A 10,797-nucleotide genomic window follows, 5' to 3' on the forward strand; every position below is an offset into this window, starting at 1 on the left:
TATCAAATACCTTGGGGCGATGAGCGCAAGCGTCCCCACCGAGATCGGCACCCTGTCCCCCATCGGCCGCGAGAACCTGACCGGGCGCGTCTATGCCGAGATGCGCGCCGCGCTGATGGAAGGCCGGATGCAGCCGGGCCAGCGCCTGAAAATCCGCGAGCTGGCCTTGCAGCTCGGCGTGTCCGAGACCCCGGTGCGGGAGGCGGTGATGCAGCTGGTGCGGGAACGCGCGCTGCGCATGGAACAGGCCAAGGCGATCACCGTCGCCGGCCTGACCCTGGCCCAGTATCAGGAACTGCGCCTGGTGCGCTCGGCGCTGGAGGGCCTGGCGGCGGAGGCGGCGGCGGACCGCATCGCGCCGGCCGAGATCCGGGACCTGGAGCGCGCCCATGCCGAGCTGGTCCGGGCCGAGGCGGCGGGCGAGGCGGCGCTGGCGATCCGCGCGAACTGGCGCTTCCACCACGGGCTGTACCGCGCCGCGGCGATGCCGGAACTGCTGGCGGTGATCGAGGGCATCTGGCTGCGCAACGGCCCGATGCTGAACTACCTGTACCCCCAAGCGCGCCCGACCTATCCCGGCCGGCACCGCCACCTGGATATCCTGGACGGGCTGCGCGCCCGTGACGCGGCGGCGACGCGGGCGGCGGTGCAGGCGGATATGGTCGAAGGCGGCGAAGGCCTGCTGCGCCATCTGGGCGAGCTGGAACGCGCGGCGCCCGGCAAGATGAGGACCGCATGAAGCAGCAGGCACTTTCCACGGCCACGCCCTGGTTCCGGCTGGAGGTCGAGGAGGCGGATTGGGCGGCGGAGGACCCGGCCGACCTGGCACGCTGGATGGAACAGCTTCTGCTGATCCGGCGCTTCGAGGAGAAGATCCTCGACCTGCATGGCGCCGGGCTGATCCACGGGCCGGCGCATGCCTCGATCGGGCAGGAGGCCGGGGCGGTCGGCGCGCTGTCGGTGCTCGGCACCGCGGACAAGATCAACGGCACGCACCGCGCGCACCACCAGATCCTGGCCAAGCTGCTGAATGCCGCCACGGCGGAAGGCTACGACCCGCGCCGCGACGATGTGCCGGAGGCGGCGCAGGATGCCGTGCGGCGGACCATGGCGGAGATCATGGGGCTCGCGCAGGGCTTCAACGGCGGCCGCGGCGGGTCCATGCACATGCGGATCGCCGAGGCCGGCGTGGTGGGGTCCTCCGCCATCATCGGCGGCAACGTGCCGCATGCGGTGGGCTACGGCCTGGCCGACAAGGTGCTGGGGCGGGACGACGTCTCCGTGGCGTTCTTCGGCGACGGCACGCTGATGGCGGGGCAGACGCTGGAGGCGATCAACCTGGCGGCGCTGTACCGGCTGCCGGTGGTGTTCTTCCTGGAGAACAACTTCTACGCCGTGTCCACCCATGTCGAGGACCAGACGCGGGAGACGCGGCTGACGACGCGCGGCGCGATGCTCGGCGTGCCGTCGGTGGAGTGCGACGGGATGGACCTGCTGGCGGTGCGGCGGGCGATGCAATGGGCGCGCCGGACCATTGCCGAGACCGGCGGGCCGGTGTTCGTGGAGGCGATCTGCTACCGCTTCCTGCACCAGTCCGGCCCGCTGCTCGGCAGCCAGTTCGGCTACCGCGACAAGGCGGAGGAGGAGGCCTGGCGCGCACGCGATCCGATCACGACGCTGCCGCCGATCCTGGAACGGCTGGGCGTGGTGGACGGTGCCGGGATGGCGATGCTGGAAGCGCGGGTGCGGCAGGTGGTAGAGGACGCCGCGGCCGCTCTGGTGGAGATGGCGCCCGGCGCCAATGCGCCGCAGCTTCGGAACGGCCTGTTGCCGCGCGTCGAGGAGATCGACCACGGCATCCGCGGTGATCTTTCCGAGTTGCGCGGGCTGACGGTGCGGGAAGCGCCTTCCGTGCCGGCCGTGGCCGCCATATCGAAAAAGTACATCGAGGCGATCGCGGATTGCCTGCTGCACAACATGGAACGCGACCCGCGCATCGTGCTGATCGGGGAGGACATCCACCGGCTGCGCGGCGGCGTCTCCGGGTCGTCGAAGGGCGTGATGGAGAAATTCCCGGACCGCGTCTTCGCCACGCCGATCTGCGAGAACGGTTTTACGGGCATGGCGTTGGGCGCGGCGCTGTGCGGGTTGCGGCCGGTGGTGGACATCATGTTCGGCGACTTCACCATCGTCGCGGCGGACCAGATGTTCAACGGCATCGGCAAGTTCGCGCACATGTTCGGCGGCGGCTTCGGCATCCCGCTGGTGGTGCGGGCGCGGGTCTCGCCGGCGGCGGGCTATGGCTCGCAGCATTCGATGGACCCGTCGGGGCTGTTCGCGGCCTATCCCGGCTGGCGCATCCTGCATCCCTCCACGCCGCACGACTATGTCGGCCTGATGAATGCGGCGCTGGCCTGCGAGGACCCGGTGCTGATGATCGAGCACCAGGGGCTGTTCCAGACGAGTGGGCCGGTGCCGGTCGACCTCGACTACATCGTGCCCTTCGGCCGCGCGCGGCTGGTGCGCCCGGGGCGCGCCTGCACGGTGCTGACCTATGGCGCCATGGTGGCGGAATGCGAGGCGGCGGTGGCCGAGGCCGGTATCGACGCCGAGATCCTCGACCTGCGCTGCCTGGACCTGGAGGGGATGGACTGGCCCATGATCGAGGCGAGCATCCAGCGCAGCAACCGCGTGCTGATCGCGGAGCAGACCGCGCATGGCACCGCGCATGGCGCGCGCTGGGTGGATGAGATCCAGGCGCGCTGCTTCGACTGGCTGGATGCGGAGATCGTGCGGGTTAGCGGCAGCCGCGCCGCCCCCGTCGTCTCCCGCCCGTTGAACGAGGCGGCGCTGGCCGGGGCCGCGAAGGTCGCGGAGGGCCTGCGCCGCCTGATGCGCTAATTCGCCGCGCGCAGGCCCTGCACGCGGATCAGCCCATCCGGGACCAGGCGCAGGCCGGTGATCGCGGCGGTGGTGCCGAAGAAGCTCGCGGGGTGCCAGAGGTAGATGTAGGGCCGGTCGCGCAGCAGCACCTGCATGGCCTCGCCATAGGCGGCGAGGCGCGCGGCGGGGTCCACGCTGGTGCGGCCGGCGCGCAGCGCGGCATCGGCGGCCTCGCTGCAATATTTGCCGCCGTTCAGCGTCTGGCCGCAGGCGTTGAAGCCCCACAGATTGCCGTCGATGTCGGTGCGGCCGGACCAGGCGATGATCAGCACCTCGAAGTCGCCGGCGGTCCAGTTGCGCAGCAGCGTCGCCACCTCGATCACCTGGATCTCCAGCGTGATGCCGGCCTCGGCGGCCATGGCCTGCACCACCTCCGCCGCCTGGATGTACTCGGTGGTGTTGGGGACGGAGAACTTGATGCGCACGCGGTCCTGCCCGGCCTCCCGCAGCAGGGCGCGGGCGCGGGTAAGGTCGCGGCCGGGGACGGGCAGGGCCGCGATGTGGTGCGGGTGGCCGGGCGGCGTGGACTGGTTGCCGGGGCGGTACAGGCCTTCGAAGGCGACGCGGTTCAGGATCTCGCGGTCGATGGACAGTTCCAGCGCCTCCCGCACCCGCGGGTCCTGGCCGAGCGGGGTCTGCGCGCCGTTGCCGTTGGCGACGTTGATGGCGAGATAGACGGAGGCGAGCGATGGCCCCTCCAGCAGCTTGACGCGGCTGTCGCGGCGCAGGGTCGCGACGTCGGAGGGGTTCACGCGCTCGATCACGTCGAGCGTGCCGGAGCGCAGGTTGGCGGCGCGCACGGTGGTGTCGGGGATCGGGCGATAGACCACGCGGTCGAAATGCAGGGCCCCGGCATCCCAGTAGCCGGGGAAACGCTCCAGCTCGATGCGGTCCTGCGGCACGCGGCGGGTCAGGCGGTAGGGGCCGGCGCAGGCCGGCTGGGCCTGGAAATCGGCGCCCAGCACATTCGCCTGGCGCGGCGAGACCAGCATCCCGGCGCGGTCCGACAGCGCGGCGAGCAGCGGGGCGAAGGGCTCGGACAGGCGGATGCGGATCTGCATCGGGCCGGCAACCTCCACCGCCGTCACCGGGCCGAGTTCGCCACGGCGGGTCGAGCCCTGGGCGTTGATGTGGCGGTTCAGGCCGGCGACGGCGGCCTCCGCATCCAGCGCGGCGCCGTCGTGGAAGGTGACTCCGGCCCGCAGGGTGAGCAGCAGCGCGCGGCCAGCTTCCTCCCAGGTCCAGGCGGTGGCGAGCTGCGGCACCAGCGCGCCCTTCTCATCCACCTCGATCAGCTTGTCGCACATCGCCATGAAGACCTGCCGGGCGGCGACGCTGCGCGACAGGGTGGGGTCCAGCACGTCGGGGTCCGAGGCGATGCCGATGCGCAGGGTCTGCGCGGCGGCGGGCAGCGCCAGGGTGAGGGACAGGGCGGCGGCGAGGAATGGTCGCATGTCGTCTTCTCCGGGTGTCCAACTGCATCCTGACCTGTTTTATCCGGCTGACACCATATGATATATCGCAGCGAGCCCAGGGAGCGCCCGATGCCAGAATCCCCGAACACCGTCATCCAACTCGACCCGGACACGATGCTGCGGGGGCGCGCACGGCGGGTCATCCCCGGCGGGCTGTGGGGGCATCTGAACGCCGCGCGGCTGCCGGAGGGCTATCCGCAATACTATGCCCGCGCCGAGGGCTGCCGGCTGTGGGACGTGAACGGGCGGGAAGTGGTGGACTTCATGTCCTCCTGGGGCCCGATCGTGCTGGGCCACCACAACCCGGCGGTGGAACAGGCGGCGCGGCGGCAGGCGGACCTCGGCGACTGCATGAACGGCCCGGCCCCGGTGCTGGTGGAACTGGCGGAGCGGCTGGTCGCCCTGATCGCGCATGCGGAGTGGTGCCTTCTGGCGAAGAACGGCACGGATGCCACCACCGCCTGCGTCACCATCGCCCGCGCCGCGACCGGGCGCCGCAAGGTGCTGGTGGCGCGCGGGTCGTATCACGGGGCGGTGCCGTGGTGCTCGCCGTCGCTCGCCGGGGTGACGGCGGAGGACCGGGCGCATCTGGTTTTCTACGACTACAACGATATCGCGTCCGTCGAGGCGGCGGTGGCGGAGGCGGGGGACGACCTGGCGGCGATCCTGGTCACCGCCTTCCGGCACGACATGGCCCTGCCGCTGGAACTGCCCGACCCCGCCTTCGCGCAAACGTTGCGCGCCATCTGCGACCGGGAGGGTGCGGCGCTGGTGGTGGATGATGTGCGCGCCGGCTTCCGGCTGCACATGGCCGGATCCTGGGAGACGGTGGGCGTGCGGCCGGATCTGTCCGCCTGGAGCAAGGCGATCGCGAACGGCCACCCCCTGGCCGCCGTGACCGGCGCCGAATGGCTGCGCCAGGCGGCGACCCAGGTGTTCACCACCGGGTCCTTCTGGTGCGGCGCCGTGCCCATGGCGGCGGCCTTGGCGACGCTGGACGAGTTGGAGCGGATCGACGGCCCCGCCACCATGGCGGCGATGGGCCAGAGGTTGCGCGATGGCCTGGACGCGCTGGCCGCGCGGCACGGCGTGGCGATCCACCAGAGCGGGCCGCCTCAGATGCCGCTGGTGCTGTTCGAGGGTGATGCGGGCTTCCGGCTCGGCGACGCGTTCTGTTCGGCGGCGCTGGCGGCGGGCGCCTATTTCCACCCGCGCCACAACATGTTCCTGAACTGCGCCCACACCGAGGCCGACATCGACCGCGGATTGCAGGCGGCCGATGCAGGCTTCGCGGCGGTGGCCCGCCTAGGTTAAACCCCCGGCGGCCGGCGCTGCGCCCAGGGCCGGTCCTGTTCCAGGATGGCGCCGAGGCGCAGCAGCGACATGTCGGCGCCCCACGGCCCGACCAGCTGCACCCCGGTCGGCAGTCCGTCCTGGGCGAAACCGGAGGGGATGGTCAGGGCCGGGTGGCCGGTCAGGTTGAAGGGGTACATGGCGCTGGTCCAGCCCTGGCGGGTGATGCCGCATGATTCGCCCTCGATCTCGATCTGGCCATCGGCGGCGTCGAAATCCGCCGGCAGGGCGGTGCGGGTCAGGGTCGGCGTCACCAGGATGTCGAAGCGTCCGAACAGGTCCTGGATGGCGCGGAACAGCCGGGTGCGGGCGAACTGCGCCTGGCGGAACTGGGTCAGGGTGAAGCCGGAGCCGCGTTCCATGAAAGCCAGCAGCACCGGGTCCATCTGGTTGTGCCACTGCGCCAGGTGTGGCGTGCAGGCGACGAAGAAGCCCGCCTGGTACATCACGCGGCCCTCGAACTCGATCCAGTCGATCGCATCCGTCACTTCCTCGACCTGCGCACCGCGCGCCGCGAGGGCATCGAGCGAGGCGATGGTGTTCGCCTCCACCTCCGCCTGGACCTTGGGATTGCAGCAGCGCGCGATGTAGCCGACGCGCAGGCCGTGCAGGTCGTTGCCGACCAGGCCGGGCGGAACGGGAGCCAGGCCCGGGCCGCGCAGGCTCTGCGCGTCGCGGTCGCTGGGGCCGGCGATGACGGACAGCATCACCGCGGCGTCGTTGACCGTGCGGGTCATCGGCCCGGCATAGACGTTGTTGGCGAAGGTGTCGGCGGAGGTCTCCCACGGCACGGTGCCGAGCGTCGCCTTCAGCCCGACGATGCCGCAGGCGGCCGCCGGGATGCGGACGGAGCCCGCGCCATCCGTGCCGAGGCCGAGCGGCCCGAGCCCCGCCGCCACCGCCGCGGCACCGCCGCCGGAGGAGCCGCCGGTGGTGCGGGACAGGTCCCAGGGGTTGCGGGTGGTGCCGAAGCTCGGGCCGTCCGTAATGCCCTTGTGGCCGAATTCCGGCATCGTGGTCTTGCCGACCAGGATGCCGCCCGCCGCCTTCAGCCGCGCCGCCGTGGCGTCGTCCCGCGCCGGCACATTGGTGGCGAAGATCGCCGAGCCATGCGTGGTCAGCACATCCGCGGTATCGACCTGGTCCTTGATGTGGACGGGAACGCCGTGCAGCGGGCCGAGCGCGCCGCCCTCCATCACCGCCTGTTCGGCGCGGCGCGCGGCGGCCATCGCATCCTCCGCCAGGACCGTCACGAAGCAGTTCAGGCGCGGCTGTTCGCGCGCGATGCCCTCCAGCACCGCCCGAGTCAGCTCCACCGGCGACAGGGCGCGGCGGCGGATCAGCGCGGCGGCGCGGGTGGCGGGCATGAAGCGGAGCTCGGTGTCGTCCATCGTGGCGTTTCCTCTCTTGCGCAGGGCCCTCGGCACGGCCCATGCTGGCATAGGATATATCGAACGGCGAGGGAGCCAACCCATGTCCTCAACCCTGATCGGCCGGCGCGGCATCCTGGCCGGCGGCACTGCGCTCGCCGCCAGCGGCATCATCCGGCCGCCTGGTGCGCGGGCCGCGACGCAGATGAACCTGGTGCTCGAGTCGGAGGTCGTGATCCTCGACCCCTACATGACCACGGCGGCCATCACCCGGACCTTCGGCTTTCATATCTTCGACACGCTGTTCGCGATGGACGGCCAGGGCCGCATCCAGCCGCAGATGGTCGAGGGCTACACGACCTCCGCCGACCGGCTGACCTGGAATTTCACCCTGCGGCCGGGGATGAAGTTTCACGATGGGCAAGCGGTGACCTCGGCCGATGTCGTAGCCTCGCTGAACCGCTGGATGCCGAAGGATGCGCTGGGCCGGTTGCTGCGCGATGCGCATGAGAGCCTGACGGCAAAGGGCCCGTTGGGCTTCGAGCTGGTGCTGAAGAAGCCCTTCCCGCTGGTGCTGGACGTGCTCGGAAAGCCGAACGCGCCGGTGCCTTTCATCCTGCCGGAGCGGCTGGCGCGCACGCCGGGCGACGTACGCATCACGGAGATCATCGGCTCCGGCCCCTTCCGCTTCCGCCCCGACCAGTGGCGGCCCGGCAACTACATGGTGCTGGAGAAGTTCCCGGATTACGTGCCGCGGCAGGAGGCGCCGGACTTCCTGTCGGGCGGCAAGGTGGTGAAGGTGGACAGCCTTTCACTGCGTGTCATGCCCGACCAGGCGACGGGTGCGACCGCGCTGCTGGCGAACGAGATCGACTACCAGCAATACGTGCCCTTCGATTGGATCCCGCGCCTGGAACGCTCGCGCGATATCCGGCTGCTGTCGCTCGGCGGGCTGCACCAGTTCCAGGGCAATTTCCGCCTCAACCACGCGGCGCCGCCCTTCGACGACCCCGCGGTGCGGCGCGTGCTGTGGAAGCTGGTGGACCAGAACACGGTCCTGCAGGCGATCGGCATACCGGAGCGGTTCCGCGCGCCGCAATGCACATCCTTCTGGATGTGCGATGCGCCCTACAGCACCGATGCGGGCGCGGAGGGGGCGAAGTTCTCCATCGAGGAGGCGAAGGCGGAGCTTGCGAAGACCAGCTATGCCGGGCAGCCGGTGCAGTTCCTGCAGGTGGCGGGCTCGATTTCGCAGACCGCGGCACAGGTGCTGGTGCAGAACATGAAGCTGGCCGGCTTCACGGTGGACGAACAGCAGATGGATTGGGGCACCGTGCTGGCGCGCCGCGCGCGGCGGGATGGTTGGAGCATGTTCGCCGTCTATTCGAACGGCGTCGACATGCTGACACCGCTGACGCATTTCTACATCGCCAGCACCTGCGCCGACTTTCCTGGCTGGTCCTGCGACGAACGCATCCCGCGCCTGACGCAGGATTTCGCCAATGCGGAGACGCCGGCGGAACGGCAGCGGCTGACGGCGGAGATCCAGCGCCTGGCCTACGAGCTGACGCCGAGCGTGATGTGGGGCCAGTTCACCATCCCCGCGGCCTACCGCACCTCGCTGAAGGGGCTGATGGAATCCTCCTTCCCGATTTTCTGGAACGTCGAGAAGGGCTGAGCCGCCGCGCCTCGCTTGCCGGCCCCGTCGCCGCACCCTAGCTTCCGGGCGACGACGGGGAGGGTGCGGTGCAGGAACTCGGGCAGTTGGCCGGCAAGCGGGCGCTGGTCACGGGCGCATCCTCCGGCCTCGGCGCGCATTTCGCCGAGGTGTTGGCCGCGCGCGGGGCGGAGGTGGTGCTGGCGGCGCGGCGGCTGGCGGCGCTGGAGGAGGTGGCGGCCCGCATCCGTGCCGCGGGCGGCACCTGCACCACCCTGCAACTGGACATGATGGCGCTGGATGCCACGCGGCTGGAGGGCGGCTTCGACATCCTGGTGAACAACGCGGGAATTGTGCGGGAGGCCGCGGCGCTCGACCTTGATGAGGCGGCCTGGGATGCGGTGGTGGATACCAACCTCAAGGGCATGTTCTTCCTGGCGCAGGCGGTGGCGCGCGGGATGCGGGAGAGGGGAGGCGGGGCCATCGTCAACATCGCCTCCATCCTCGGACTGCGGCAGGCGGGCGGGGTGCTGCCCTATGCGGTGTCGAAGGCGGGGGTCATCCAGATGACGAAGTCGCTGGCGCTGGAATGGGCGCGGCACGGCATCCGCGTGAACGCCATCGCGCCCGGCTATATCGAGACGGATCTGAACCGCGATTTCTGGCAATCGGCAGGGGGGTTGGCGATGATCAAGCGCATTCCGCAACGGCGGCTCGGGCAGCTTGCGGACCTCGACGGGCCGCTGCTGCTGCTGGCGTCCGACGCCTCGCGCTACATGACGGGCGCGACGCTTGTGGTGGATGGCGGGCACCTGGTGTCCAGCCTGTGACGACGCCCCGCGCCCTGGAGATCGCCGCGAGGGTCGAGGCCTTCGTGCGCGAGGTGGTGTTTCCGTATGAGCGCGACCCGCGCTGCGGGCCGCATGGGCCGAGCGAGGACCTGGTGCGCGAGTTGCGCGGCAAGGCGCGCGCGGCGGGGCTGCTGACGCCGCATATCCTGCCGGGGGGCCTCCACCTGACGCAGGTGGAAACCGCGACGGTGCTGCAGAAATCGGGCCTTTCGCCGCTCGGGCCCGTCGCGGTGAACACCGCGGCGCCGGATGAGGGCAACATGTTCCTGCTCGGCCGTATTGCCACGCCGGACCAGAAGCGGCGCTTCCTGGAGCCGCTGGTGGCCGGCGCGCGATCCGCCTTCTTCATGACGGAACCGGCGGCGGAAGGCGGCGCGGGCTCCGATCCGTCCATGCTGAAGACCACGGCCGTGCGCAACAACAGCGGCTGGGTCGTCAATGGCCGTAAGGCTTTCATCACGGGCGCGCAGGGCGCCGAGGTCGGCATCGTCATGGCGCGCAGCACGCCGGAGGGTGCGCGCGTCGGTGCGACGATGTTCCTGGTGGATTTGCCGCACCCGGCGATCCGGATCGAGCGCATCCTCGACACCATCGACAGCTCCATGCCGGGCGGCCACGCCATCGTCGCCATCGAGGACCTGCGGCTGGAGGACAGCCAGGTTCTCGGTGAGGTGGATGAGGGTTTTCGTTACGCGCAGATCCGGCTGGCCCCGGCGCGGCTGTCGCACTGCATGCGCTGGCACGGCGCGGCGACGCGCGCGCAGGAGATTGCGGTGGACTACGCCGTGAAGCGCGAGGCCTTCGGCAAGAAGCTGATCGACCACGAAGGCGTCGGCTTCATGCTGGCCGAGAACGTCATCGAGCTGCAGCAGGCCTCGCTGATGATCGACTGGTGCGCCGGCGTGTTGGACAGCGGCGCGCCGGGCACGGCGGAAAGCTCCATCGCCAAGGTCGCGGTCTCGGAGGCGTTGTACCGCATCGCCGATCGCTGCGTGCAGGTGCTGGGCGGCACCGGGGTTTCCGGCGACACGGTGGTGGAGCAGGTGCTGCGGGAGACGCGCGCCTTCCGCATCTATGACGGGCCGACCGAAGTGCACAAATGGTCGATCGCCAAGGGCATCAAGCGCGCGGCGCTGGCGGGGCGTGCT

Annotated in this window: 8 protein-coding genes; 6 read left to right on the plus strand and 2 right to left on the minus strand. The window is 70.6% G+C overall.

The features are described from left to right. The first annotated feature begins 19 nt into the window (after positions 1 to 19). Together ACFHPP_RS22240 and ACFHPP_RS22245 are read left to right on the plus strand one after the other, a co-directional pair. Positions 20 to 739: a GntR family transcriptional regulator gene (locus tag ACFHPP_RS22240; RefSeq protein ID WP_437165426.1), complete on the plus strand. Its 720-nt coding sequence runs from the start codon at positions 20 to 22 to the stop codon at positions 737 to 739. Then, a complete protein-coding gene (locus ACFHPP_RS22245) occupies positions 736 to 2,901 on the plus strand; it encodes an alpha-ketoacid dehydrogenase subunit alpha/beta (protein WP_437165427.1) in 2,166 nt (721 codons plus the stop codon). The genes ACFHPP_RS22240 and ACFHPP_RS22245 overlap by 4 nt, the downstream gene beginning before the upstream one ends. Here ACFHPP_RS22245 and ACFHPP_RS22250 read toward each other — a convergent pair. Continuing rightward, positions 2,898 to 4,397, minus strand: a complete 1,500-nt coding sequence (locus ACFHPP_RS22250) for an ABC transporter substrate-binding protein (RefSeq protein WP_437165428.1) — start codon at positions 4,395 to 4,397, stop codon at positions 2,898 to 2,900. The two genes, ACFHPP_RS22245 and ACFHPP_RS22250, sit on opposite strands and share 4 nt — an antisense overlap. A gap of 90 nt (positions 4,398 to 4,487) precedes the next feature. Between ACFHPP_RS22250 and ACFHPP_RS22255 the strand changes: the two genes are divergently transcribed. Further along, on the plus strand, positions 4,488 to 5,732 hold the full coding sequence (locus tag ACFHPP_RS22255; RefSeq protein ID WP_437165429.1) for an aminotransferase class III-fold pyridoxal phosphate-dependent enzyme: 1,245 nt from the start codon (positions 4,488 to 4,490) through the stop codon (positions 5,730 to 5,732). Here ACFHPP_RS22255 and ACFHPP_RS22260 read toward each other — a convergent pair. Then, on the minus strand, positions 5,729 to 7,162 hold the full coding sequence (locus ACFHPP_RS22260; RefSeq protein ID WP_437165430.1) for an amidase: 1,434 nt from the start codon (positions 7,160 to 7,162) through the stop codon (positions 5,729 to 5,731). The genes ACFHPP_RS22255 and ACFHPP_RS22260 overlap by 4 nt on opposite strands. Positions 7,163 to 7,244: 82 nt before the next feature. On the opposite strand from ACFHPP_RS22260, the gene ACFHPP_RS22265 reads away from it, so the two are divergent. The 3 genes from ACFHPP_RS22265 to ACFHPP_RS22275 all read left to right on the plus strand — a co-directional run. Then, on the plus strand, positions 7,245 to 8,819 hold the full coding sequence (locus ACFHPP_RS22265; protein ID WP_437165431.1) for an ABC transporter substrate-binding protein: 1,575 nt from the start codon (positions 7,245 to 7,247) through the stop codon (positions 8,817 to 8,819). A 68-nt stretch (positions 8,820 to 8,887) separates the two neighbouring features. After that, a complete protein-coding gene (locus ACFHPP_RS22270) occupies positions 8,888 to 9,628 on the plus strand; it encodes an SDR family NAD(P)-dependent oxidoreductase (RefSeq protein ID WP_437165432.1) in 741 nt (246 codons plus the stop codon). Beyond that, the coding region (locus tag ACFHPP_RS22275; protein WP_437165433.1) for an acyl-CoA dehydrogenase family protein at positions 9,625 to 10,797 on the plus strand (1,173 nt) is incomplete at its 3' end. The genes ACFHPP_RS22270 and ACFHPP_RS22275, both read left to right, overlap by 4 nt.

It is taken from the genome of Falsiroseomonas sp. E2-1-a20 (assembly GCF_051433195.1).
Taxonomy (GTDB): domain Bacteria; phylum Pseudomonadota; class Alphaproteobacteria; order Acetobacterales; family Acetobacteraceae; genus Falsiroseomonas.

Excerpts from the sequence above, each read along its gene's own strand:
- ACFHPP_RS22260 (WP_437165430.1), bottom strand. The coding sequence starts at position 7,162 with ATGGACGACACCGAGCTCCGCTTCATGCCCGCCACCCGCGCCGCCGCG.
- ACFHPP_RS22265 (WP_437165431.1), top strand. The coding sequence starts at position 7,245 with ATGTCCTCAACCCTGATCGGCCGGCGCGGCATCCTGGCCGGCGGCACT.
- ACFHPP_RS22240 (WP_437165426.1), top strand. The coding sequence starts at position 20 with ATGAGCGCAAGCGTCCCCACCGAGATCGGCACCCTGTCCCCCATCGGC.
- ACFHPP_RS22250 (WP_437165428.1), bottom strand. The coding sequence starts at position 4,397 with ATGCGACCATTCCTCGCCGCCGCCCTGTCCCTCACCCTGGCGCTGCCC.
- ACFHPP_RS22245 (WP_437165427.1), top strand. The coding sequence starts at position 736 with ATGAAGCAGCAGGCACTTTCCACGGCCACGCCCTGGTTCCGGCTGGAG.
- ACFHPP_RS22255 (WP_437165429.1), top strand. The coding sequence starts at position 4,488 with ATGCCAGAATCCCCGAACACCGTCATCCAACTCGACCCGGACACGATG.